At 40.4% G+C, this 25,732-nt stretch carries 22 protein-coding genes; 9 read left to right on the forward strand and 13 right to left on the reverse strand.

The window, feature by feature from the left end:
- The 3 genes from RMY32_RS29740 to RMY32_RS29750 all read left to right on the forward strand — a co-directional run.
- A partial coding sequence (locus tag RMY32_RS29740) for an IS630 transposase-related protein (protein ID WP_322708501.1) occupies positions 1 to 230 on the forward strand: 230 nt, incomplete at its 5' end.
- Positions 128 to 532 carry a transposase gene (locus RMY32_RS29745; protein ID WP_322708502.1) on the forward strand — a complete coding sequence of 135 codons (405 nt, stop codon included), beginning with the start codon at positions 128 to 130 and terminating at the stop codon, positions 530 to 532. The genes RMY32_RS29740 and RMY32_RS29745, both read left to right, overlap by 103 nt.
- Positions 525 to 743: a transposase gene (locus RMY32_RS29750; RefSeq protein ID WP_322708503.1), complete on the forward strand. Its 219-nt coding sequence runs from the start codon at positions 525 to 527 to the stop codon at positions 741 to 743. The genes RMY32_RS29745 and RMY32_RS29750 overlap by 8 nt, the downstream gene beginning before the upstream one ends.
- Positions 744 to 1,176: 433 nt before the next feature.
- On the opposite strand, the gene RMY32_RS29755 is transcribed toward RMY32_RS29750, so the two are convergent.
- The 4 genes from RMY32_RS29755 to RMY32_RS29770 form a co-directional block, all read right to left on the reverse strand.
- Positions 1,177 to 3,387: a TolC family protein gene (locus RMY32_RS29755; protein WP_322708504.1), complete on the reverse strand. Its 2,211-nt coding sequence runs from the start codon at positions 3,385 to 3,387 to the stop codon at positions 1,177 to 1,179.
- 103 nt (positions 3,388 to 3,490) lie between these two features.
- Complete coding sequence (gene kaiC, locus RMY32_RS29760) at positions 3,491 to 5,053, reverse strand: circadian clock protein KaiC (protein WP_322692682.1); 1,563 nt, start codon at positions 5,051 to 5,053, stop codon at positions 3,491 to 3,493.
- 77 nt (positions 5,054 to 5,130) lie between these two features.
- The gene (gene kaiB, locus RMY32_RS29765; RefSeq protein WP_099099291.1) at positions 5,131 to 5,445 is read right to left on the reverse strand and encodes a circadian clock protein KaiB; all 315 of its coding nucleotides are present in this window, start codon (positions 5,443 to 5,445) and stop codon (positions 5,131 to 5,133) included.
- Between the two features lie 109 nt (positions 5,446 to 5,554).
- Positions 5,555 to 6,145 (reverse strand): KaiA family protein, encoded by a 591-nt coding sequence (locus tag RMY32_RS29770; RefSeq protein WP_322708505.1) that lies wholly within the window; start codon positions 6,143 to 6,145, stop codon positions 5,555 to 5,557.
- Between the two features lie 665 nt (positions 6,146 to 6,810).
- Between RMY32_RS29770 and RMY32_RS29775 the strand changes: the two genes are divergently transcribed.
- The gene (locus tag RMY32_RS29775) at positions 6,811 to 10,044 is read left to right on the forward strand and encodes a hybrid sensor histidine kinase/response regulator (RefSeq protein WP_322708518.1); all 3,234 of its coding nucleotides are present in this window, start codon (positions 6,811 to 6,813) and stop codon (positions 10,042 to 10,044) included.
- A 101-nt stretch (positions 10,045 to 10,145) separates the two neighbouring features.
- Here RMY32_RS29775 and RMY32_RS29780 read toward each other — a convergent pair whose 3' ends face one another.
- Together RMY32_RS29780 and RMY32_RS29785 are read right to left on the reverse strand one after the other, a co-directional pair.
- Positions 10,146 to 12,095: a glycosyltransferase family 39 protein gene (locus tag RMY32_RS29780; protein WP_322708506.1), complete on the reverse strand. Its 1,950-nt coding sequence runs from the start codon at positions 12,093 to 12,095 to the stop codon at positions 10,146 to 10,148.
- 268 nt (positions 12,096 to 12,363) lie between these two features.
- A complete protein-coding gene (locus tag RMY32_RS29785) occupies positions 12,364 to 13,002 on the reverse strand; it encodes a hypothetical protein (RefSeq protein WP_322708507.1) in 639 nt (212 codons plus the stop codon).
- A 734-nt stretch (positions 13,003 to 13,736) separates the two neighbouring features.
- On the opposite strand from RMY32_RS29785, the gene RMY32_RS29790 reads away from it, so the two are divergent.
- Both RMY32_RS29790 and RMY32_RS29795 read left to right on the forward strand, forming a co-directional pair.
- A complete protein-coding gene (locus tag RMY32_RS29790) occupies positions 13,737 to 14,069 on the forward strand; it encodes a DUF565 domain-containing protein (RefSeq protein ID WP_322708508.1) in 333 nt (110 codons plus the stop codon).
- A 15-nt stretch (positions 14,070 to 14,084) separates the two neighbouring features.
- The gene (locus tag RMY32_RS29795; protein ID WP_322708509.1) at positions 14,085 to 15,128 is read left to right on the forward strand and encodes a glycerate kinase; all 1,044 of its coding nucleotides are present in this window, start codon (positions 14,085 to 14,087) and stop codon (positions 15,126 to 15,128) included.
- Between the two features lie 146 nt (positions 15,129 to 15,274).
- Here the strand turns inward: RMY32_RS29795 and RMY32_RS29800 are convergent, their stop codons facing one another.
- From RMY32_RS29800 to RMY32_RS29815, 4 genes are all read right to left on the reverse strand, one after another.
- Positions 15,275 to 15,898: a Uma2 family endonuclease gene (locus RMY32_RS29800; protein WP_322708510.1), complete on the reverse strand. Its 624-nt coding sequence runs from the start codon at positions 15,896 to 15,898 to the stop codon at positions 15,275 to 15,277.
- 44 nt (positions 15,899 to 15,942) lie between these two features.
- Positions 15,943 to 16,578 carry a restriction endonuclease subunit R gene (locus tag RMY32_RS29805; protein WP_322708511.1) on the reverse strand — a complete coding sequence of 212 codons (636 nt, stop codon included), beginning with the start codon at positions 16,576 to 16,578 and terminating at the stop codon, positions 15,943 to 15,945.
- 273 nt (positions 16,579 to 16,851) lie between these two features.
- Positions 16,852 to 18,375, reverse strand: a complete 1,524-nt coding sequence (locus tag RMY32_RS29810; RefSeq protein ID WP_322708512.1) for a SulP family inorganic anion transporter — start codon at positions 18,373 to 18,375, stop codon at positions 16,852 to 16,854.
- A 474-nt stretch (positions 18,376 to 18,849) separates the two neighbouring features.
- Complete coding sequence (locus tag RMY32_RS29815; protein WP_322708513.1) at positions 18,850 to 20,349, reverse strand: ABC transporter permease subunit; 1,500 nt, start codon at positions 20,347 to 20,349, stop codon at positions 18,850 to 18,852.
- A gap of 76 nt (positions 20,350 to 20,425) precedes the next feature.
- Between RMY32_RS29815 and RMY32_RS29820 the strand changes: the two genes are divergently transcribed.
- Positions 20,426 to 21,181, forward strand: coding sequence for an amino acid ABC transporter ATP-binding protein (locus RMY32_RS29820; protein ID WP_322692691.1), 756 nt, complete (start codon positions 20,426 to 20,428; stop codon positions 21,179 to 21,181).
- 85 nt (positions 21,182 to 21,266) lie between these two features.
- Here RMY32_RS29820 and RMY32_RS29825 read toward each other — a convergent pair whose 3' ends face one another.
- Positions 21,267 to 21,467 (reverse strand): hypothetical protein, encoded by a 201-nt coding sequence (locus tag RMY32_RS29825; protein WP_322708514.1) that lies wholly within the window; start codon positions 21,465 to 21,467, stop codon positions 21,267 to 21,269.
- 242 nt (positions 21,468 to 21,709) lie between these two features.
- Positions 21,710 to 22,402: a lipoyl(octanoyl) transferase LipB gene (gene lipB, locus RMY32_RS29830; RefSeq protein ID WP_322708515.1), complete on the reverse strand. Its 693-nt coding sequence runs from the start codon at positions 22,400 to 22,402 to the stop codon at positions 21,710 to 21,712.
- Between the two features lie 620 nt (positions 22,403 to 23,022).
- Here lipB and hpf point away from each other — a divergent pair.
- Both hpf and RMY32_RS29840 read left to right on the forward strand, forming a co-directional pair.
- The gene (gene hpf / locus RMY32_RS29835) at positions 23,023 to 23,670 is read left to right on the forward strand and encodes a ribosome hibernation-promoting factor, HPF/YfiA family (RefSeq protein WP_322708516.1); all 648 of its coding nucleotides are present in this window, start codon (positions 23,023 to 23,025) and stop codon (positions 23,668 to 23,670) included.
- 646 nt (positions 23,671 to 24,316) lie between these two features.
- Positions 24,317 to 24,508: a hypothetical protein gene (locus tag RMY32_RS29840; protein WP_292860261.1), complete on the forward strand. Its 192-nt coding sequence runs from the start codon at positions 24,317 to 24,319 to the stop codon at positions 24,506 to 24,508.
- Positions 24,509 to 24,548: 40 nt separating this feature from the next.
- On the opposite strand, the gene RMY32_RS29845 is transcribed toward RMY32_RS29840, so the two are convergent.
- A complete protein-coding gene (locus RMY32_RS29845) occupies positions 24,549 to 25,406 on the reverse strand; it encodes a sulfurtransferase (RefSeq protein WP_322708517.1) in 858 nt (285 codons plus the stop codon).
- Between the last annotated feature and the right edge of the window lie 326 nt (positions 25,407 to 25,732).

Consider the following 25,732-nt stretch of genomic DNA (forward strand, 5'->3'; position numbering starts at 1 on the left):
AAGGTGGGACAATAAAGGGTAAATTGGATGAGTACGGTAGCGAATTAGCCGAAATGGTTAAAAGCCATCCAGACGCAACTTTATCAGAATACTGCGAGTATTTTGGAGAAAAATATAACGTTTGGGTATGTGCAAGTGTAATGTGCTGTGCATTACAAAAACAAAAACAAACACGAAAAAAAAGACTTTACGCAGTAGCCAAGCGAAAACAGAAAGAGTCCAAAGGCTGAGAATAGAGTATTGGGAGAAGGTAAAGCACATAGACCCAGAAGACCTTGTTTTTATTGATGAAATGGGTGTTTTACTTGGTTTAACTCGGACTTATGCCAGAAGCGATCGCGGCAGTAGGGTGTATGATTTTAAACCATATTATCGAGGGGCGAAAGTAAGTGTAATCGGGGGAATCAGCTTAAAGAAAGTTTTAGCTGTCATGACTTTAAATGGTTCAATGGATGGAAATGCATATAAAGTCTTTACCCTTACACTTTTTGCTTCCACAATTATGGACTGGTGCAGTAGTTGTAATGGATAATCTTCCTGCACATCAAGTCGCAGAAATTAAACCCTTAATTGAATCTGTTGGTGCAAATGCTCTGTACCTGTCTCCTTATTCTCCGGAATTTAACCCCATTGAACATTGGTGGTCACAGTTAAAAGCGTTCTTAAAACAATTTTCTCCTAAGACTGCATCTGGAGTCGATGGTTTAATTAAAATAGCACTTCAATTAATCCTGAACATCTAAAAAATTGGTTTACAAATTGCTGCTACTGTACCTCATAAACTCCGAATATGCTGTATCTCACAAAAACAACTCTCAATACTGCTCGGGTTTTGGATTTTTAACTCGGAATTGGATTTGGGGAAAAGGTTAAAGGTTTTTTCTTTCCCCTTTTCCCCAAAACCCGACAAGTATTGAAACAACTCTTTCCCTTCAGATTTTGTTGGCGTAATTCTTTAGCGATCGCTAAAGAATTTCTCAAAAATTACAATTTACAATATTGCTTTTTGGACTAAAAAGCCTCATCTTTCCAGTTAATACACTGAATAAATGAGGCTTTTAGCTAGCTTTTTATCAAAAACGTTACTGGAATCTGCGATCCTCTGATAGAAGGTGCAAAGTGGATTACAAAACACAACAGCAGTCAAAAATACTGATTCAGTTGAGTTTCAGCTAATTAACGGAATGCTCTGAGGGTAACAGACCGTTGTAACTGAGCTAAAGCGCGGTTGTAATCCAAAATTGCTGTAACTCGATTACCTTCAGCTTGTGTGAGGTCGTTTTCAGAGTTAATCACATCAGTTTGAGTACCTACACCAGCTTGGAATCGCAAACGCGCTAGACGTAGAGCTTCCCTGGCTTGTTCTAAAGCGGTATTAGCGGTTTGAACATTCTCCAAACTAGATTGCTGGGTAGAATAAGCTTGTTCTACCTGAAACCGAATTTGGTTGCGCTGTTCAGCAAATTGAGTTTCTGCGATCGCAATATTAGCTCTCTGTTGAGATGCTCTTGCTCTTGCTGCTCCGCCATCAAACAAATTTAAAGTTGCCCTAACTCCGAATGAATAACCATCAGTAACGCTGACATTATCATTGAACTGATCGAGCAGGTCGTAGCTGGCGACCAAACTAACTTGGGGGCCCAGTTCTGCAAGAGCCTGTCTGCGCTGTTGCTCACTAGTATTGCGTTGTGCCAAAAACTGTTGCAGTTCGGGACGATTTTGATAAGCCAACACAATACTTTGTTCTAGGGTTGGGTTCCAAAGACCAGCTAATTGTACAGGGTCAGCGGCACTGATATTTATTCCTTGCGGCAAACTTATCCGAGTTGCTAATTGACGACGGGAAATCAACTGCTGGGATCTAGCATTAGTTAAATTTTGTTGGGCATTTGCTAAATTCACCTGCGATCGCAACACATCGAACCGCGTACCAACCCCAGCTCGCTCTAAAGCTTCTGCATCACGCAAACTAGCTTCAGAGTTCACCACAGCCGACTGACTAATGCGTACTTGTTCATCCGCTTGTTGCAAATTGTAGTAGTCTGTGGCAACATTCAAACGGATTGTCTCAGACTGAGTTTCTACAGCAAGCTCATAGTAGCGTACCTGTTCTTCAGCCGCTCTGATGCTAGCTTGCACTCTCCCAGAAGTATAAAGGTTATATGAAAGTTGTGCTTGACCAGAAAAAGATGTACTGGGTCGATCTTGGTTAACGGCAAACGGTCCGTTTAATTCGTTCTGAAGTTGACCGCTAGAAGACTGACTACGAGTCAGATCCGTGCTCAGTCCTAGAGTGGGCAATAAAGCAGCTTGTGCCTCGCGTAGAGCCGCTCGATTGCGTTCTAGCTCCAATAAGGACACCTGTAGATCGCGATTGTTACGCCGTGCCAATTCCAGAGCCTGTGCCAAAGTAATCGGCTGATTTCCTTGAAGTTGCACCTCCTCCGGTTTGGTGGGAAATTGCAGGGGATTTGAGTTAGGAATCAGGTTCTCTGGAATTTGCACCGACCCTGACGGTGCAGGAGTTACGGTTCCTGGCAGAGTAGAAGGTTGCCCCGACCCTGACGGTGCAGGAGTTACGGTTCCTGGCAGAGTAGAAGGTTGCTCCGACCCTGACGGCACAGGAGTTGCAGTTCCTGGCACAGTGATTGGCGTCGAATCTGCCGGAATCGTGGTATTACTCTGAGCCAAGCGACCAATAGCATTTTGTTGTAAGCAGGTGCTTGAGGTTAGCAGCATAGCCAAGGAGTCAGTTTTACTTTTGCTCAACTCCTGTGGACACCTCTGCGCTGACAAAAGTTTTGCTGCTCCTGCACCTGTGGCTGAAGTTTGTAAAAATGTTTGCAACTGAGTAACAGTATTTTTCTTTTGAACCACTGGCTCCTGTGCAGAAGACAGGGACAAAATTTCTTTTTGGACAGAAAGGGGTTTTGAAGTATAGTTGGGAACTAGTATCTTCTTTAATTTCTGCCCAGAAGCACTCGAATTACTCTGTTTTTGGTTCTTTTGAGCTTGGGAAGAATTAGAGGTAGGTGTCAAACTAAAAAATCTACCTTTATCTTTCTTAAGTAGTTGTTTTATTGGCACAACAGTATTTTCAGCCGTAAATACGGGAATACTGTTATTACTTAAAGGTTTCACACTAAGTTTAGTAAAACCCAAAGCAGGTATTAGGGTTGGAACACTAACATTTGCACTGTTAGGCAGTTGCCTATTTTTTATGGTATCCACAACCAAGCCTTGACCATAAGTAGAAGTCAAAACACTAGGAGAAGATGCCAGTTGTATGCCAGTTAGTTTCGCAGTACCAGCCCAAGCAGGCTGAGTTGTTAAAACTGCTGCCGTTACACCAGGTAAGAAGCTATAAAATAATTGCTGTCCTTTCACCGCATCCCTCACACGAAAATCAATCTAGCGGCAGAAAACCTTTCTTCACCACAGAATATAGCACGATACTAAACTTAGGAAAGAATATACTACGATACTAAATTTAGGGTTCGGAACTCTGTTTATCTTCAAAACGTCTAACAATGCGAGAAAGTTCCGCCTTTTCATCGATATTAACGCGAGTAGGAGCACCGCTGATAATCCGTTCGTAGTTTCGGAAAGAATCTTTAATTTCGGGCCCATCAGCAGTAATATTATACTCACGAATGCCTTTATCATGCCAAGATCCGCGCATTTTGAATACGTTAATTGCCCGCGACATTTCTCCACGAATTTCTACGTACTGTAACATCAGAATTGTATCGGTAATCGTGGAAATGTGAGAGTCAGTAATCGAATGCGCTCCTAGAAATTGGTCGGTTGTGTTGGTAAAAAAACCAGTAATTTCTTCTTGTTTAGCATAACCCGTCACACCAATTACAAACTGCCGAAATGCATTATTCGTAACTCCTCTAGCTAGTGCTGATAGAGAATCAATGGCGATTCGAGCAGGTTTGAAAATAGCAATTTCTGATTTAATAATTTGTAAGTGGTCTTCTAAACCAGTTGATTCAGGATAGGTACAAATTATTTTGAGTAAACCTTGATGTTCTAATTCTTCAAAATCAATTCCCCAAGAGGAAGCATTACGAGATAGTTGGGCGCGTGACTCTTCATAAGCAAATAATATCGCCTGTTCTCCATTGAGACAGCCATCTTGAATAAATTTGCTTACTAACAGCGTTTTACCAGTACCTGTAGCTCCTGTCGCCAAAATAATTGAATCTTTAAAGAAACCCCCACCGCACATTTCATCTAAAGTTTTGACACCAGAAGATACCCTGACATTAGAAGAACGTTGAGTCAAGCGCATTGCTCCAAGTGGGAAGATGTTAACTCCTTCATTAGTAATTGTGAAGGGATACTCGCCTTTCATGTGAGTTGTGCCGCGCAACTTGAGAATTTCAATTGTGCGACGGCGGCGTTCTCCTTCTAAAGCGTTGCGAACAATTACTACATTATCGGAAACAAATTCTTCCACTCCAAAAGAGGCAACAGGCCCATATTCTTCACTACGTTCAGTGGTGATTAGAGTGGTGACACTCAGTAGTTTGAGACGTGCTACCAGGCGAAAAATTTCGCGTCGCACAACTCCCATCGCTTCATACTGCTGAAATACTGCTGTTATTGAGTCGATTGAAACTCGTTTAGCTTTATATTTGCGGATGGCATATTGCAAGCGTTCAATGAGTGCAGAAAGGTCAAAATTTCCTACGATATCTTGACCTTCTGGATCGGGAGATGCATCAAGAATAAACAACTTGCCTTCTTCAATTAAGCGGGGTAAGTTCCAACCAAAAATATTGGCATTTTTAATAATATCGCTCGGTGATTCTTCAAAGGTTACAAATACTCCTGGTTCATCAAAGTAGGTGATACCATTATAGAGAAACTGAAGAGAGAATAAGGTTTTACCTGTGCCGGATGTACCACTAATCAAGGTAGTTCTACCAATTGGTAAACCACCATGACTAATATCGTCAAACCCTTCGATCATCGTCCGAATTTTTTCTACACCCCTAATTATCGGTGGTTGTTTTGGTTCTACTTGCTCGTTTTCACTCATTGCTCGATCACAAAAGGGGATTAAAACCTGTTTTTTTTATTACTAAAGTTTTGACTTAATTTTTTATGATTAAAAATTTACTCTTCAAAGTCTTCTTCACTCAGTTCTTCATAGAGCAAATCCAATCCAATCAACACCCTTTCTCTATCTGAAAGATCCCCAATAATTTTGCGAACAGGTGGAGGCAAAATTTTAGATAATGTTGGTGTGGCCAGTATTTTATCTTCTTCCGCCAGTTGCGGACTTTTCAGTACATCGATCACTTTTAAAGCATAAACTCCTTCAAACTCCTGTTCTAAAATATCTTTGAGTGTTTTTAATGCCCTAACTGAATTAGGAGTGTTACCTGCTACGTAAAGCTTGAGAACGTAGGTTTTTCTGGCTTTATTCATATACTTAATAACTAGTCATAAATAGAGGAATACAATATTTTTCCATGCATCGTTACTCACGTTTGTAGCTTGTTCCAAGTTGAACACAGAGCAATAAATTTAATTTATTTTATCTAGAAATCGAATTCCTATAGACTTCGCACAGGTGAGCTAAGATATCTATTAAGGTTAGGCGGTAATCAAGTAAAGTTTCATTGCTTCTACCTTCTAATTTTAGCTGGTTAGAAAATTCTTCAATTATATCCATGTGAATTTCGATTATTTGGGGCACAGGAATATTAGCATAAAATATAGTATTGATAAATTTATCAATTTTATCTTTGAGTGTTTTGTCTGTAGTAAAATAATCTATAAGAATCACGCTATAATCTATTTTAAGCTGTCTTAATAATGCTTCTCTTTCTGCCGGAGTCATCTCCTGAAAATACTGCTGGCTTTTTTGCATCTGACTGGCAAATACATAAACGTACTGAAGAGTGTATGCCTTACTTGGATTTAGTAGCAGCCAATTTGGTAAATAGTTGATTGTGTTGATTGTTCCAGAGCTTGTTACCGCAACAGGTAAATAGCAAAATTGGGCAATAATTGCGTCTATCAATTGCCCCACCCACGTACTCAAACCTTTTAGGTTGGCTAAGTTAACTGGATTATTTAAGCATCTGTTAAGATTAGATTGCAGAATCAATATCGGTAATAACATCTATTCTTGAATATATCTCCTCGATCGCCTTGACCAATAAACATGGGCTGATAAGTTTGGCTAACGCTTAGTAGGGATAATACTGCGTGTGCAGTAAACTACTGATTTAACCCCAAAATAACGCTCTATGCAAGCAGATAGTGCTAGGCACTCAACATTCTAGTGGAGCAACTAACTGGTAAAACTTAGTAGGTCTTTGATGATGAGGTATCCGTCGGCATAGCAAGACACAGTAATTAGCTCATGATTTACATATCTATGTATACAAATAGATAGATTTTTTTATTTTGCTCCTTGATAAGATACTTAAACGAACTTAAAGGATTGTCGCATTCCAAATCATTATAATTCCTCAAGGTTCTAAAGCGAATCTTTGGGGCCATAATTGTTTTAGCCGTCGCGCTATCGATGAGGAGTTTAAATACCAGTAAGACACTGGGGAGGCTGGCTAGTTGTTAAAAATTAGAAACGTCGCCTCTTGGAAAAATGCACTCGTTCGCAATTCCCGTGTCCGTTAGAGGAAATCCCGTTGTTTTAATGGTGTTGAAATAACCAGAGTTGCTTATATGAGTCTTCTTAGAGGATATAACTTCAGGCGAAAAGACCATCAACTGGCAGATGGAAATGCCGGAGGGTTCCACAGGAAGAATGACCCCCAAATCCCTATGTTAATGCTAGATTACCCGCTTTATGACTTTCAGGCAACCGTACCTAGCTGCCCCCAAACAAGTTCTCTGGCAGTGGTGTTGGAGATTTTTGAGCAAGAGCAGTGCGATCGCTTGGTAGTAGTGAATCAACAGCAATGCCCCATCGGATTGCTGTATTCTGCCCGTTTAATCCCAAAATTATTAACACAAAGTGACGATAAAAATTTAAATTTACAGCAATCGCTCTCTACCTGGGGTCAAGGTCTAATTGAGCCAATACAGACAATATCAGCTTCGGAGCGTGTAGAGCGATTAAGCTTGCGCTGGTGCGATTCACATGTCGAAAAACCCCAAAACTTAGATTGGGCGCTGATTGACTCGGAGGGTCGATATTTGGGGCTATTGGATAGTTCGCGCCTGTTGCGATCGCTGGCTCAGGAACGGATGGCTGGCTTACAAAAGTCTAGCGAGCATCGTCATGAGTATGATGGTGCGCCAAATGAACCCAAGTCATTAAAACACCAGCCACTGGTACACTTGCTAGAAAGACTGCCTTGGGCTTTGATGTTGCAAACGGGTACTGGCGAGGTGATAGCGCGAAATCCCGCCTGGTGGCAGCAATTAGGAAGCTTAAAAGATCCAGAAGGAGTTAGGCAACAGGTGGAGGCAATACTTGTCCCTAAACGCTCCGAAATAGCAGAATATGCCACCCAACCAGCAATTAAGGTTCATCCCAATGGTAGGGAAAATGAGCATAGTGGTGAAGAAGCACTAATTCAGCAAGAAGCATCAGATGATACTGCATACAGCCGATGCTATTTAGATAGTCAAGTGGGTACTTGTACTTGCGTTGTTGAAGTGCAAAATGGTCAAGAGCGAATCTGGCAGTTTGCCAAAATTCCCTTAGATAGTCCTGAATTTCAAGCGATCAATGCCCAAGAGGAAATTGCACTCAGCACTGATTTGTGGTTGGTTTTAGCTACTGATGTCACTGAACAGCAGCAACTTTGTAAAGAACTAGCAGCGAAGAATGCCGATTTAATTCAACTAAATCGGTTAAAAGACGAGTTTTTAGCTTGTATTAGTCATGAACTCAAAACTCCCCTAACTGCCGTTTTGGGATTATCGCGCTTGCTAGTGGATCAGCAGTTGGGAGAACTCAACGAACGTCAAGCCCGTTATGCGGGGCTGATTCATCAAAGCGGACGCCACCTGATGAGTGTGGTGAATGACATTTTGGATTTGACTCGGATGGAAACGGGACAAATGGATTTGACGCTGACTCCAGTGAAAATTCAGGCTGTGTGCGATCGCGCCCTATCGGAAGCTAAAGCGATCCACACTCAAACCACCAAAGCGACATCTACCCCGCCACCTGCAAATGCCCGTTCATCTGCTCCTCAATTCTGTCTTTCCATTGAACTAGGTTTAGATCAGATGGTGGCAGACGAATTGCGCTTACGCCAGATGCTAGTACACCTACTTTCCAACGCTTTTAAATTCACCGAAATATCTGGCGAAATTGGGCTGCGGGTAAGTCGTTGGGAAGGATGGATTGCCTTTACAGTTTGGGATACAGGCATTGGTATTCCCGAACACCAGCAACACTTAATCTTTCAAAAATTCCAACAACTAGAAAATCCCCTCACCCGCCAATTTGAAGGCACTGGTTTGGGGCTAGTATTAACTCGCGCCTTGGCTCGCCTCCACGGAGGAGATGTCAGCTTCTTATCGCGTGAAGGTAAAGGTAGCCAGTTTACCTTACTTCTGCCACCCAGTCCCCCGAAAACAGGCTTTTCGGAACCAGATATGGGAATCAGAGAAGACGAGGAGACACGATATCAATTAACACGGGAAAACTCCGCCGCTCGTCAGCAAGTTAGTACGCCCATACAGCATCATCTTGCGAGTTCGCAACGGTTGGTCTTGGTAGTCGAGGCAGTAGCTCGATATATTGAAGATTTGACCGAACAACTCAAAGGTTTAGGATATCGGGTAGTGATTGCGCGATCGGGGACAGAAGCAGTTGAAAAAGCGCGGCGCTTGCAACCAATAGCAATATTTTTGAATCCGTTGCTACCCCTGCTATCAGGCTGGGATGTACTGACTTTACTAAAATCTGACACCGCAACCCGTCATATATCTGTAATTGTCACCGCAACGGCAGCCGAAAAGGAGCAAGCATTTGCTAACCGAGCCGATGGTTTCTTAAGTTTGCCAGTAGAGCATCAGGTCTTAGCACCGGTTCTCGAAAAATTATGTACTGTACAAGCAGTTTTGCAGATAGGGTTAAATAATAGTGCAATTATCCCAACAAAAACCCCACTGCGAATTCTCAGGTTGGTGAATCCCCAGTTAGAATCGGTTAATCCCCACCCCTCACTTCGAGAACACCGAGTGATTGAAGTAGATGACCTAGATCAGGCAGAACTTTTGGCGCGGGTATGGCAATTTGATGTGATTTTGCTAGATGTCGAAAGTACCACCGCTCAAATTTATTTGCAACAACTAATTGGACATCCACGTTTAGCAGCTATACCACTGGTTACTTGCGATGTTGCAACTACCCTAATCGCTTCTAAAATACCAGGGTTATCTGTATTTCCTTACCTAACACCATTTGCGAAAGATAACAGCAGTCGCACCGAGAAAACAGATGCTTTACTATCAGTACTAGAAATTGCTTCTGGTATTTGCTGCCCTCCCAACATCTTAGTAGTGGATTTAACAATGCTACGGGATTTCCCCCAGGTAAGACGTAAGCCAGCTAAGGGTTATCGGACAGAAAAAAATTGCTCAATTAGTAGTGAAACTGCTCAACGGGGATCTGAATGGTTCCAAGCTTTAATTCAATACCTGCAAACAGCAGGCTTCAAAGCGGCGATGAGTCCTTGTTGGGCAGAAGTGTTGCAACAGATTCGCCACGAAACCGTTGACTTACTGCTAATTTGTTTAGGAGAAACCTCTATCCACAAAGATGTGCTCAAAGCACTGAAAACATTAGGAAATTCGCCTTTAAAGTTGCCACCAATTTTGGTACTAAATCAGCGATTAAATCGCTCACAAACCAGTTTCCAGAATGGAGTAGCCGATCGGGAAATTGACAAGCAGAAGAAGAATAGTGTGGAATCGATAGAAACTGTTGTTGGTGCGATCGCTACCCAAATATTACCGCGATCGATATCAATGGAAGACCTATTAACCCAGATCAATCAAGCTTTAGCTGTCAATGGTTACAATAGCAAATGTTAATGGGGTCATTGAGCGTTGGTTTTTTGTCATTAGTCATTTGTCCTTCGTCCTTTATGAATAACCAATAACTAATGACTAATGACTAATGACTAATGACAAATTTATGATATATCTATTTTTTGATTCTTCATTTTCTTAAAAGGAACTCGAACCAAGTTATAAGCACCCTTGGTTGATAAATTCTTGTAATCATCTGGCTGTAAGTCCATTTGTAAAAACTTTTTCTGTTCGGCCAACAGTAGCACTGAGGAAGGTTTTAGTCCTTTAGCAGCCTGGTTTTTAATATGCTCTACAGCCTCTTGGGGAAATTTTAAATAATTTACGTGGATGTGGCTGTAAAATACCACACTCGGCTTTTTGAAGCCAAGCATAATCAATTCTTCGTTTGGTTGTTTTGCTTCTAAAATGACCGCAGACAATTCCCTTAAGGGTAATTGACGTTCCCGATCGATAAAAAACGAAGCAGGCGTTAAGACAAAAATTACAAACGCCACAAACCCGATTAAATTAATACCGATAATGTAGTTCCAGCGGCGACTCAATAATAAACCCGCAACCAAAACAGCAGAAACTAGCCAAATTATACCCGCGATTACTGGTAAACCAGATTGTTGAATTAGTTCGTGGAAGTTACTGATCGCTGGATCGGTACCTAATATGTGGGTGATGTTGAGCAGTGCTGTTGCCAAAATTGATAAAAATACTACATTCACCCAACCACTTATTCGCAGCAAAGACGCGGAGATAGGCAAAGTGGGAGAGGGGGAAACAGGAATTGTTTGCCGTGTCTTTGTATCTGAAAAAACGTCGCTCCACAACAGGGCTACCAGGATTGCTGCTGCTGGCATTAAAGGCAATACGTAGCTAGGGAGTTTAGTGACAGCAATGCAAAAAAAGGCAAAGATGCTAGCAAACCAGAACCAGGCAAATAAACCAAATTGCTGAAAACGTTCAACAGATCGCCAATGCGATCGTTGCCAAAATTTTAGTTTGATTATAGAAGCTGGTAAATACACTGAGTATGGCGCAAAACCCAACAGCACGACTACAAAGTAAAAATACCAAGGTGCTGAGTGACCATTAACTACTTCTGTAAAACGTTCCAGGTTGTGATAACCAAAAAAGGAGTTAATGTAATTCCAACCATTGCGCCAAATTACTAAAGCATACCAGGGCACTGACAAAGCGAGAATTATCAGTGTACCTACAAGAAGGTGCATTTCTCGCAACACCTCTCGCATTTTACCCACGTAAAGCAAAAAGGCGGCAACAATTAGCCCCGGCAAAACAATTCCCACTGGCCCTTTGGTCAAAATTGCACCAGCAATCAGCACATAAAAAGCTAAGTACCACTTATTAGGGAATAGGGATTGGGGATTAGGGATTGGGGATTGGGAAAATTTCTCTTCACTCCTCAGTCCACTGCCCTCTGTTCCCAGTTTCCTAATCCCCAGTCCCCAGTCCCCAGTCCCTTCCTTCCCTGCGTACCCTAGAAAGAAACATAACAAAGCCGATGCCATACATCCGGTGAGCAGCATATCAGAGACACCCGTTCTCGCCCAAATAATAGTTTCGGGATTGAGTGCCATCAACGCTGCTGCGATAAAAGATGTTAAGTAGCGACGAGTCGGACGTGAAACTTGCTCTAATTCGTCTTGTTTAGCCAAATACCACTGGATGGTGTAAAAACCTAAACAAACTAAGCCGAATGCGGCGATCGCAGAAGGAAGGCGTACTGCCCATTCATTCACGCCAATCAGATGATATGCGATCGCCTGACACCAGTAAATTAAAGCAGGTTTATCGAAACGAGTGTCACCATTGAAAAATGGGGTAATCCAATCACCTGTAACGTACATCTGGCGAGAAGCTTCGGCAAAAAGCGGCTCTGTCTCATCAATTAAGCCAATGTTGCCCAAATTCCACCCAAAAGCCACCCAACCAACCACTATCAACCACAAAATCGACACAGTTAGACTCAAGGCTGGATTTTTTGCTATTTTGTTGAACCACCGATCAACAGTGTGCTTAACACTCAATTTCATTCTCATTTAGTCAATAGTCAACAATCACTAATCAATAGTCGTTGGTTATCTATCTTTTGTTCTTCGGAGTTTTTAATTCAACAATTTTCCTCTATCCATTACTTAACACTTTACCAACTGTAGGGTAAGGATGTAAAAATAAAGGTTTGAAGATATTTATTGGACTTCTTGGCATTGTGGGAAAAGGGTAAGGGGAAAAGGTTCTGTATTGTCCCCTTTCCCTTTAACCAAAACCTTTTCCTCCAAGAGTGCAAAAAGCACTTCTGCAATAAGTCTATTGACTCAGCACAAGTTGCCATTCTCTATTTTGGGAATTCCACTTAGGTAATTGAGTTTCGCCAATAATATAAGGGCCCCAGTAACGACGGGAACCATCTTGTGCAAAAGCAACTAAAACATCTCCCTTTTCCAGCTTTAGATTATTCTGAGGTAGGGATAGAACCAGTCCTTTCTCACTACCTTCTTCGGGAGCAAAATCCCAATGTGCCGGTACATCGTAGTGAGTTTGTTTTTTACTAGCTTCTTTTGCTACAGACTCTCGTGCCAGTAGAACCAGCCGCACAGGCTGATTTGTTTGATTGCTCATTCGCAAAGTACCTCGATCCTTGGCAATGCTTGTTGATTTATCGCGCTCTGCCAAGACAGGATAAGTATTCTCTTTACTGCTATGTTCTACTCGATTGGTTGGGGTAGGTATTGGAGTAGATAAGCTAGTGGAAATACTTTTTTCAGGTACAACCGAAGTTGTATGCCACTCTTGGGTTTCTGTTGGCAGTTGTGAAGATGTATCTGGGTTTGTATCTGGGTTGGTGGACTCAAAGGATACGCTCAGTCCAAAGCATCCCACCAGAGCAACAAGCAGTCCCAAGCACAAAGCTGTAATACCGACGTTACGATACACTGAAGATTTCATATTGATAGTTATTTAGAAATAAAGAAATAAATATTTTGTCTAGGCTTGACCAAATAGTAGCCTATTATCCCAAAAGGCAATCACACAAAATAGCCGAATATAGACTTTCCTCAAATTAGGAAGAGGAATGTATGATAAATATCATTTTGATTAGAAAATATTTGAAGGATATAATCTCTTTGATGTATGAAAAACAAGAGATCCAGACATCCATTACTTTGGTCTTTGACCGTAAGTATGGATAAAAACAAGATAATTTTATACCTATTAAACCAATTCATTTCTATAAAAAAAATAAAAGTTTCCTGAAACCGTTAGCAGCCTCAACAAGGCGTCCTTTGCTAAACGTCAGTGCTTAAAGATCCTCCTTTCTAAATCTACGCAAGTTTATTCTCCTGTTGGGAGACCCTACGAGGAGCTTACTTCCATACATGAATACAAGTCAGCAAACGCGCTTAACGAACTAGCTTCCTTTAAAAAGGGGAATTTTGAATAATTTTCCCATTTTTTCAGGCTTGCGCGTGAGGATTGAACTAAATATTTATTGTTTCCAAACATCCTCTAAGAAACTGTATTTCTGAAGAAGATGATAGAATAGTCAAATTTGAATAAATACTGGAATTCCAGTAGATATCTTTAATATTAACAAACAAGCTGATACTAAAACCAATATCCTCCTTACCTTAATATAGATATATTTCAAGATATCTTGACTTTTCCCAGAAGTCCCTTTAATGCAAAATACTCGTCTCAATAACTTGTTCGATGCCATTGCTACACGCTTTGGGCAATGGTTTTTAAATCCTTGGCGACGACTATCGTTGCTGATAATTAGTTTGTTGTTAGGTTTTTTTCTGGGAAACGCAGTTTCCACTACAGCTGGACAAGAAGGTGTATTGGATATTGTGGTAGCTGGTTTTTTGGTACTGTTGACAGAAATTACTAGCAGAATATTTTATAGTCGCAGCTTTTTGGAAAGGCGATCGCTCTTGATAGACTCACTAAATCTCCTCAAAGTTGGTTTCATCTACAGCCTGTTTCTCGAAGCTTTTAAGCTGGGATCGTAGTCAGATGGAGAATTTATGAATTTGTGGCTGAGTGTTTTGGCAACCAATGGGCTGGGGGAAACTTGGAAGCAGGAAGCAAGAGAAGCAGCACTGGCAGATCGGTTAAGGGCTAAAGCTTTTGGGATCGCGCCGGAAAATGTTGATGAAATGCTCGAAAGGCGATCGCATTTACTAAAATCTGTCTTTCCAGCTTTTAGCGAATTCTGTCAAGCGACTCTCCAAGTACAACCCCAGGAAATGTTACAGGTATTGTGGGACTTGTGGCTGCCCTTGGGGATCAAACTAGCATCGCAGCGCCAACAGTTAGGACGCCCCCTGATTCAAGGAATATTGGGAGGACAAGGTACTGGTAAAACCACAATGTCCAAAATTCTCATTTTGATTCTCGATCATTTGGGATACAGGACTGTGAGTTTATCTTTGGATGACTTGTATAAAACTTACAGTGATCGCTTGGCTTTAACACAACAAGATCCCCGCTTCATTTGGCGTGGCCCACCGGGAACTCACGATATAGACTTAGGCTTAAATGTACTAGATCAAATCCGTGAGTTGCAAAGCCCGGTAATACTTCCCCGCTTTGATAAATCAGCTTATGGAGGTGCTGGCGATCGCACTAATCCAGAAATGGTTACGGATGTAGATATTGTACTATTTGAAGGTTGGTTTGTGGGTGTGCGACCAATCGACCCTGATTTATTTGATACTGCGCCACCACCAATTGTCACAGATGAAGATAGAGCATTTGCCCGTGAGATGAATCTTCGCCTCCACGATTATTTACCATTGTGGGAGCGATTAGACAGTTTAATTGTGCTGTATCCCACTGATTACCGCTGTTCTTTGGAGTGGCGCAAACAGGCGGAACAACAGATGATTGCTGCGGGGAAATCGGGAATGAGCAATACAGAGATAGAGCAATTTGTCAATTACTTTTGGCGATCGCTGCACCCGGAATTATTTATCACGCCGTTGTTAAGAGATGCAACAGTGGTTGATATGGTGATTGAGATTAATCCCGATCGTAGCTTTAGTCAAGTGTATGGCGATCGCACTTAGGGCGTTAGTTCTCAAGCAAATCAGCTAAAAACACTATACTTTGCTCAAAGCGTGATTTATCCCTTGCTTTCCATTCATCCCAAGCTAGTCTCATACTAATTCGTAATTCGTAATTAGATAACTTATAAAAAGCTTTCTCGATAAATTTAACAACTTGGGATATCTCCAGCTTGAAAAATCTGTTCGGCGGTTAAATTCAATTCTGGGAAAGTAGGCGAGACTATGCGATCTGTACCTCTAAATTGAGTAACTTGGTATTCACCATCGATTAATTGATAAATAGACATAGTAGGCTGTTTGGGTTTGCCAGTGAACTTTTTAGCGCCTAAACCGAGATAATCTACAACCCAGTATTCAGGAATTCCAATACCTTCATACTTACCTTGTTTTGTGTAATAGTCATCATCCCAATTAGTACTAACTACCTCAACTACCAAAGGAATTGATGCCGGATATGATACAGTTGATTCTTTTTTCCATAGCGGCTCATTTACTAAATTAAGACGATTTAATATCAACACATCTGGAGAGTAGGCTGATATCGAATTAACAGGTTTTATCAGCGCAGTTTTAGGAATTCTATAAGGTAAATTTAATCGGTCAAATTCTACTGTTAGTTTTCTAGCGATAAAGCCAACAACATCTTCATGTTCGCCAGTTGGTTGGGGCATTTCAACAATCGCACCATTATGTAATTCGTATCTCCCGCCTTCGGGTCGCCAAGCTGCAAAATCTTCAAAGCTTACTAGTTTGGGTATGGCTTGACTCATAAATTTTTATCTTGGCTTGTATGTTGTCTTAATTATCAATGCTTTTAAAGTTGACAAATTGCTTTTAAAACTTGTAGTAACTGACTTGAACGCTCTCTTTCCATTAAATTTAATTCTGGCAACAGATAATAAATAGGGGGATTTCCTTGTTCGAGATAGACAAACTGATAACTTCTACCATTAGTCGTTAATCCCCAAACTGATTTTTGATTATCTAAATTTTTATAAGCATAAGTAAGCAGTTGAGGCAAACCTGTTGATATATCAACTTGACAATTTTTAGATTCAATTAATAGTACCCAAAAATATGTTTGAGGTTTTGTAGTTTTAGCTTTATTAACAGCTAAGATATCAAACCTTCCTTTAATTTTTATATCTTCATCTTCAACTTCAATATCAGCAATATTCTCTTCCAAAACAATCTCGATCGGATAGCGATAAAAACCAGCTAATCTTAGTAAAGGCGCAACTGCAAGAAACTTTACCTGACCTTCAGAAACTTTACCGGCTGTCAGGTAGCGTCGAAAGTCATTTCTAATTTGCAGAAGTTCTTGTTGTTCAACTTCGAGGAGAGGTTCCAAAGATAAGTAGTTAGAAAATGAGTCACTGTACTGTTCTTGAAAGCCAAATAAACGCTGAACTTCTTCTAAAGATAAATTACGAGCGTTGAGAATTGTCATATATTTTCGGTTAATTCAGGTGCAACTCAATCCAAATTCTCTATATAAAACCTATTTTAACCCCTGGCTGATTACATAGAATACAAACAATAGGTAGAGTAGCAATACTGCTCGGTTAAGCATTTTTAACTTGGCATTGAGTTTGGGGAAAAGGTTAAAGGGTAAAGGTTAAAGGTTTTTTCTTTCCCCTTTTCCCCAAAACCCGACAAGTATTGGGTAGAGTAGCACAGCTGTGATACCCTACCGTGAAGCAAATTCAATCTAGCTGGAATTCTACAGAGTAAATGGTTTGCGATTACGATCTATCAGACGATCCCATTGCATAGTTAAAGTGCTTCCCATTTTTTCCTGTTGTTTTCCCCACACCGATAGTAAATCTAGACAAGAGTGATCTATATAAGCCAAGTCTTGCATATAAACATGCAATTCACTTCCTGGAGGCACAAGTTCTAAAATGTTCGCCAATTTTGGTAGCCTCACAAATGTTGCCGCACCTTGTAAATAAATGTCTATTCGCTGATTATCTTCGTGTTTAATAACTTGGATATTCAGTACAGACATTTTGTGAATTAGTAAAACTCCTGTCAACAAAATACCAATTAAAACACCTGTGATTAGGTCAGTAACAACAATCCCGATTAAAGTGGCAGCAAATATTACTAAAGGAAAACGTCCATACTTTTTTAACTGGCGAATATGTTCTACTTCGATTAGTTTGTAACCAGTAACAACTAGAATTGCTGCCAAACTAGAAATGGGAATTATTTTGAGCAAGGTTGGGGCTGCAATTACTAAAATTAACAGCCATAAACCGTGAAGCATCGTCGATAATCTAGTTTTAGCACCAGCTTCTACGTTTACAGAACTGCGGGCGATCACTCCTGTCATCGGCAAAGCACCCAAGAACCCACATATAACGTTGCCAATTCCTTGGGCTGTTAATTCGCGATCGAAATCGGTTCTTGTCCCGGTATGCAATCGATCTACTGCTACGGCTGAAAGCAAACTTTCTGTACTAGCAATGAATGCGATCGCGATCGCATCTAGCAAAACTGGTGCCTGAATTAAGCGTGGTAAGCTGGCAAATGTTGGTAATTGAATTGCTTGTGCCAGATTTCCAGGTACATCAACATACTGAATTGGTAATCTACACACTGTAGCGATGAAGGTGGCAATGACAACGCCGACAAGCGCGCCAGGTATCAACTTTAAACTATTGGGTTTAAATTTTTCCCACAGCAGAAGACTGATAATAGTTGTTACACCTATGAGTGCTGCAAGGTGATGAACGCTACCATCAATAGAAAAGAAAGCTTTGTAAATCGTGTTGGGAATCGAAATTAAATTTTCAATGCCGTGTATCCGCGGTTGGTCGTCTAACATCACATGAAATTGGGAAGCGAAGATTAATATCCCAATACCTGCAAGCATTCCATAGATGACAGCCGGTGACATGGCGCGAAACAACTGACCAAGTTTAAATATACCTGCGAGTAATTGGATTAAACCCGCTAGCAGCAGAATTGGCCCAACCATTTCAATGCCATATTGTTGAACTATTTCTGCAACAACCACCGCCAGCCCTGCTGCTGGGCCACTAACTAGCAGTGGAGAACCGGAAACCGCACCAACAATAATTCCGCCTACTATTCCTGTAACTATGCCGCGAGATGGCGGAAGTCCCGAAGCGATCGCAATACCCATGCAAAGAGGAAGGGCGACAAGAAACACCACAAATGATGCCGGTACTTCACTAGTCAATGAGGATTTGTCTATGATTGCTTTCAAATTTCTCATTTGCTTCTCCTCTAATGAAAAGTTTTTAATTTTTGGCTGCCAAGGTGAACTGTTACAATGCAGCCGAAACTAGACTTGCATTGAATAGTTCAAACCTATTCACTGAGTTTTCATTGCAACAAAATTGTACTGGCATACTCAGCCCTGAAATAGCAAGCACAAAATCATTAAGTTAAATTGACTTACGGTTATAGTTACTATTTACATTTCTTAATGATTACAAGTCCATGATAACAATACTGTTATCTGATTGATGTTACATAACTTTTTTATTGGATTTGTAGCAAAGTATTAAGTTAAATTAAACAATGGATTAGAATTATCTTGAAAAAAGGTATATTTGAACACATTTTATTAAGTTGGATTTTCTCTTAAGGATTTTAATCCCCAACTGCTACCTATCCCAAAAAATTAGCTTTCCAAGCATATTGATTATCATTCTCTGGATTTTGAGAAATTATTTTTGAAAGTCTCTTAGCGCTTGATGGGATTCATCCAAGCTTCTAATCGGCTAAATGCTTGGGAAGAAAGTAGCGTCAAACACAAATAAACCACTGCTACACCTGCGTAAATTTCAAAAGCGCGATAGTTATCAGCAACAATTAGCTGTCCTTTACGTAGTAATTCTTCAAACCCAATCACAGAAACTAAGCTAGTATCTTTCAATAAACTGATAAACTCATTGCCCAAAGGTGGAATCATCCGCCGGAAAGCTTGGGGAAAAATTACATAACTCATAGTTTGCACAGAACTCAAACCTAATGATTTTGCTGCTTCTGCTTGTCCTGGTTCAATTGATTGAATTCCAGCACGAACAACTTCGGCAATGTATGCAGCGCTATTCAAACTTAAGGCAATTACCCCAGCACTGAGACGATCGAAAGAAAATGTCAAACCAAGTTCTTGTAAAATTGCTGGTAAACCAAAGTAAATCATAAAAATTTGCAATAGCAAAGGTGTTCCTCGAAAAAAATCTACATACGCCCTCGCTAACCAACGCACAGGTGCAATATGAGAAAGGCGAACAATACCAATCAAGGAACCGCCAATTAAACCAAATACTACCGAAAGTATTGTCAATTGCAACGTTACCAATGCACCCTGCAATAGACTTGGAAAAGCCTGCAATATCACCCTAATTGAAGTTAATATTTTAGATGCGCCAGCGTTAGTTTGATTCTCAAATGGTGATTTAGCTGGTAGTGATGGTGGTTCAACTTTAAACCATTTCTGGTAAATTTGAGAATAAGTGCCATTTTTTAGGACTCTATCCAAGCCATTATTTATCAATGTCAAATTTGGCGAGTTTTTAGCTGTAGCAATTCCATAAAACTCTTCCGTCAGCAATTTCTGTACTACTTTAATTCCCTGAAGATTGCCTGTATTAATTGCATATAAAGTCACAGGTGCATCATTAATTACCGCATCTACATTACTGTTGAGCAATTCTTGCAAAGCTACGGGTGCAGAATCAAAACTGCGAATTTGTACTCCAGGAATACTTTTAGCTTTTGCAGCCCCGGTTGTGCCAATTTGTACTGCAATTTTTTTATTTTTGAGACTGTCAAAACCAGTAATATCTTGATTGTCTGCGCGAATTGCGATCGCTAACCCAGCCTTAAAATAAGGACGGGAAAAAGAAACCGTTTTTGCCCTCTCCTCAGTAATCGTAATCGAACTAATAGCCGCATCTACCGTTTTAGCTTGTAAAGCGGGGATAATGCCATCAAAAGGCAGACTTTGAAAATTCACTTTCAAGTTAGCAGAAGAAGCGATCGCATTCATCAAATCAATGGAAAATCCCTGCAACTCGCCACCTTTTCCTTGAAACTCAAAAGGTGGAAACGCCGGTTCTGTAGCAACCCGCAAAGTTTTCCCCGCGCTAGAGTTCACAGCACAGCCAGCCAGTAACAAACAGCTAAGACCTACGAAGACACATAAATACAGCCAACGCATAAAACCAACTTTAGCCATATTGTTTTCTCTCCTTATGTGCCTTTGCGGTTTCTTAAAATATTACAATCAACTGTAGAGCAGCTTGACATAAGTAATGGATAATACCATCCCTGCGATTATTTTTGAGAATATTGAAAAAAACTTTGGTTCCCTAAAAGTCCTCAAGGGAATCACCGGCGAAATCAACCGAGGAGAAGTTGTTGCAGTTATCGGTTCCTCCGGCTGTGGTAAAAGTACCCTACTACGTTGCTTCAACCGCCTAGAAACCATTGACAAAGGGCGTTTAATTATCAACGGAATTAACTTATCCCGACCCACTGTCAACTATAGCCAACTGCGGCAACTACGAACACAAGTAGGCATGGTTTTTCAACAGTTCAACCTGTTTCCCCATCTCAGCGTCTTAGAAAATATGACACTCGCACCGCGTAAAGTCTTGGGTAAAACACCAAAAGAAAGCGCCCAACTAGCGAGATTATATTTAGAAAAAGTTGGTTTATCTGACAAAGCCTCTGCTTATCCCGAACAACTTTCTGGCGGAGAAAAGCAACGAGTAGCGATCGCTCGTAGTTTATGTATGAATCCCCAAATCATGCTATTTGACGAACCCACCAGCGCTCTAGATCCCGAACTCGTCGGTGAAGTTCTGCAAGTGATGCAACAATTAGCCACAGAAGGCATGACAATGGTGGTTGTCACCCATGAAATGCAATTTGCAAAAGAAGTAGCCCATCAAGTGATATTTTTAGACAAAGGTATTGTCACAGAACAAGGCCCAGCCTATGAAGTGCTGACCAATCCCCAAAGCGATCGCCTACGTATTTTCCTAAGTCGCCTCAACGTTAGATAGTTAGGAGTTAGGAGTTAGGAGTTATAAATTAAAGGCTTCTTTTGAACTCATCACTCATCACTCATTACTCATCACTCATCACTCTTTAAAGGTACTCACGCAAAAAATCAAAGGGATCGTCTTCCCAACAAGGTTCAGGTATTAACCAAAATAAATTACCGCTGATGTCGGCTTCAATTTCATCACCGTCGTCTCTATCAAATAGTTCTATCAAAGCTGTCCAATCACGTTCTCTGAGAGATGTTATCGATGGGGCATATAGCTGGAGATTATTTGAGTAATTCACGCGCAAAGTTGTGCTTGAGTGCCGTAAAAAGTTAGTATAGAAGTCTATAAATAATCAGTTATACCAATTTAAAATTTTAAATCATTTGTCATTTGTCCTTTTTTTAATCACCAATGACCAATGATCAATGACAGCCAACTCCAAAAATATTTCACAAATGATTTAGGACTGCTATACTCTCATAAGTGTCTCATAATTTAAATAGGACTGCTATAGTATTTATTACATATTACAAGCGGAATTTACTCAGATAGGAAAAACCCTTGAGGCTGAGATTCTATTAATTCCACGCCAAAAACTTCCGCAAAAGATTGTGCTATGTAAAAACGCACTTCTTGGCAGGTGATACCTGGAATCCATTCGGCTAAACTGCCTACAGGTTTGTCAGAAATACCGCAGGGTACAATGCGCTCAAAGCCTGTCATGTCTGGACAAACATTTAACGCAAAGCCGTGCATAGTAATCCAACGGCTGACTTTAATACCAATAGCCGCAACTTTTCGCCCTTGCAACCAAACGCCAGTAAAAGCCGGTATTCTTTCTCCTTGCAATCCATAAATTGCCAATACGCGAATTATTACTTCTTCGAGTTGGCGTAAGTACCAATGGAGGTCTTTACGATAACGTTGCAGATTTAAAATTGCATAGCCCACCAGTTGACCGGGACAATGGTAAGTAACTTCGCCGCCTCGTTCAACTCGATGCACATCATACTGACCTTTGTCAATATCAAATTTGAGAAAGTCTGAGTTGCTTCCTTGTCCCAAAGTGTAGACAGGTGGATGTTCTAGCAAAATTAACACGTCATCTAGACTTGGGTCATGAATGCGATCACTTAGAAGCGATCGCTGCCATCCATGAGCTTCTAAGTAAGGCATTAATCCTTGATTATACAGCAAACAAATGTTTTTTTGCGATCTAATACTATGGATCATCCCAAAATTCAACCGTATAAAGAACTAAATATATTTCAAGTTACCTAATGAGAATCAAAAATTGTCAAGCTTTGCAAAGGATTTTAAAGGAAAGTCAAGGGAAGATGCATTAGAAAAAACAAAGTGCTAGCTTGAATATTAACCTCAATAGGTTTTAGGAGGAATTCTCTGCAATAAGCATTATGCCAAGACAATAAGGAAGAATGTACTGGCTGATGACTTTAATATCATTGTTTGCATTTCAAACAGAATCAAACTTCCACAGAACCTTGTACTCTTGAACAACAGCAAGCAAACCTCAATCCAACACCGAAGGAGCAAATATCAACAGTTCTGTAAGCATTCCTTTAAAGGAAAAGGTAGTCATAGGAGCTACAATTAGATTTTCTCAACTCTTGAGTGCTAATTGGATATACAATAAGACATCAGCGCAGAGATGAGGAGGTAAATCAAGGGTATACTTGACAATTCCTTAGATGCAGCAACCTGAGAGATAGCTTAACAGCAGTAGATACAATATAGTTCACAATTTGTTTTGGCGGGAGTAATAAACCTTACCGCAATTTCTTTTCATACAAAGCAAATTCACACATCTAAAATATTCAGCGGGAGAGTATTACATGAAGCTTGTCATCCACGGCAAAAATATTGAAATCACCGATGCGATTCGTGAGTATGTACATCAAAAAATTGAAAAAGCAGTTAGTCACTTTCAAAGCATTACAAATGAAGTAGATGTGCATCTTAGCGTCGCCCGGAATCCCCGAATTAATCCAAGACAAGCGGCTGAAGTAACTATTTATGCTAATGGTAGCGTTATTCGTGCCGAGGAAAGCAGCGAGAGCCTATATGCCAGCATTGACTTAGTTGCAGATAAAATTGCGCGTCAACTGCGGAAATATAAAGAACGGCGTCAAGACCACAAAACTCATGCTCAACCAACAGAAGTGGTTATTCCAGAGTCGATAGTAACAGATTTAATTGGCGATCGCACCGCCGAATTGCCCAACGAAGTCGTCCGCACCAAATATTTTTCTATGCCACCGATGACTGTTGCAGAAGCTCTAGAACAACTGCAACTCGTGGGACACGACTTTTATATGTTCCATAATTCTGAAACTGGAGAGATTAATGTAATTTACGAACGTAACCACGGCGGTTATGGTGTCATCCAGCCCCGCAATGGTAACGGGAATACTAACGGCAAAAATGGCAAGGCAAGCCATACTAATATAGTCATGCCGGAAAAGTCGCATTCTAGTAAATAGGCACTGGGGAATAGTGGAGATGAGGTGAGCAGGGGAGAAATTGCAGTAGGTCTTTCCCCTCTCTACCTCTGCCTTTTCCAATGTCCATTTCATCATTTCGCAAACTTTTGCCAAGTTTTCAGATATTTAGAAAAGATTTTCACTTTAAAATAGCAAACTTATCCATAACTTTCTAGATGATGTCTGCACAAGCTAGATAGTAAAGATTGACAGTTTCTCTAGTTTGGAAGTAGACATCAGACTTTTGTGTTGTACTGCGCAAAACATAGCCACATCTGCTTCACTTTGCATCCATAGTACCGAAGGAATTTTTTATCGAACATAATTCAGGAATCAGGAGCAAAGCCAAAGAAGCTCCGCCTCCGGTAGAATATAGCCCATCAGATGACAACTCATACTTTTTATTTATCCAACCCTATTTTTAAGTTAGATACAAAATTTGAGAAAGTTGTGAGCAAATATTTCAATTAAACAGTTTTTTCATCTATTAAAAATAAATTTTCAAAATTGAGTATTCAGAATAGGTTAAACTGCATATATAAGCTGACAGAATATTAGTACCATTTTGCAACAAATCTTAATGCAAAGGTTAAGAGCAAGTGGGTTTTGTTGGCATATATTGAATGACATTAAGGAGGTAAATATCATGCAAAAAGAATATATGGAGATTTTAGAATCATTAATTAATCAACTGACATTATCCGCAATATTAGAAATGTTAGAACGAATATGTCACAAAAAAGCGGAAAATCTGAGAACTCATTGGCAAGATGAGACTTCAGCAAAGCTTTGGGATAAAGCCGCGAGACAAATAGAACAGATAAATGTTGATGTCTGATTGAAGAATAATTCAAAATTCAGGAGTCAAGTTTATACCCTTATTGTATGACTCTGCTATCAATTGGGAGTGAAAAATCACGAGACCATTCATTCCAAGAGCCAAAATAATTTCTAGCAGAAATTCCTGCCTCTTCAAGGGCTATTAATGTATTCGCAGCCCTTGAACCCTTAAAGCAGTAAATGTACACAATTGACTTTGAAGTAATACCTACTGACTGACAAATTTCTCGGATTTCATCTGGCGATCGGAACGTAGGGATTTCTGATTCAGAATTCATCAGATGATGCCATTCTAACCATACAGAGTTAGGGATTCTACCTTTGCGGGGACAAAAATCAGGATGGTAAGGAGAAGAACTCAACCCAAGCCATTCGTTGCGATCGCGCACATCTAATTTAATAATTGCTGGATTCTCAATTGCTTGCAACATCTCTGTGGTAGTCACCATTATCTCAGCATTGGGATGCAATCTAAATATGCTACTTTCACGCTTCGGTACTTCATCGGTAGTAGGTAATCCTGCCTTGAGCCATGCTTTATATCCTCCATGTAAAATAGATACTTGAGCGCAACCCAAATATTTCAGTAAGAAAGCTGCTCGACAAGATTGACCATAACCTTTATTTAAAGCATCTTCATACACAATTAAATGTTCTGCACCAGATATTCCTACCTTGCTCATGATTTCTGCAAAATACTCTTGCAATTCCTTTAATCCTGCTGGGGAGGAATTCTCTAAAAGATAGGTGAAAAAATCTCTAATATTTATGGCTTGATAAATATGAGAAATATCATAATCTTCTTGACTTCGCGTATCGATAATCACAGTCTGTGATGATTTCTCTGCTAACAGTGACGTGACTTCTTGAGGAGAAATGAGGAGTTTTTTATTCACGCTTTCATGCTTCTGTTATTGTACCATTAGGCATTATCGCCCTTGGTAGATTTGCATTTTGGAGTGCAAATTACAGAAGAATAAATGTTGAATGTTACGAGAAAACTTACATTGCAGAATTTTCAGTCAGAATGTCGGCACTAATTAGCGTTAAATGTTCATCACGCCCTACTTGCAGCAACCTTCTAATACCAATTTAATGTGAAGTTACACATATCTAGATCCCCCTAAATCCCCCGATAAATTGGGGGACTTTGATATGTTTTTCTGGTTCCCCCCTTTATAAGGGGGGCTAGGGGGGATCGAATTCTATGCAGCTTTATAAA

The sequence above is a fragment of the Nostoc sp. ChiSLP03a genome, from assembly GCF_034531215.2.
Classification (GTDB): Bacteria; Cyanobacteriota; Cyanobacteriia; order Cyanobacteriales; family Nostocaceae; genus Nostoc.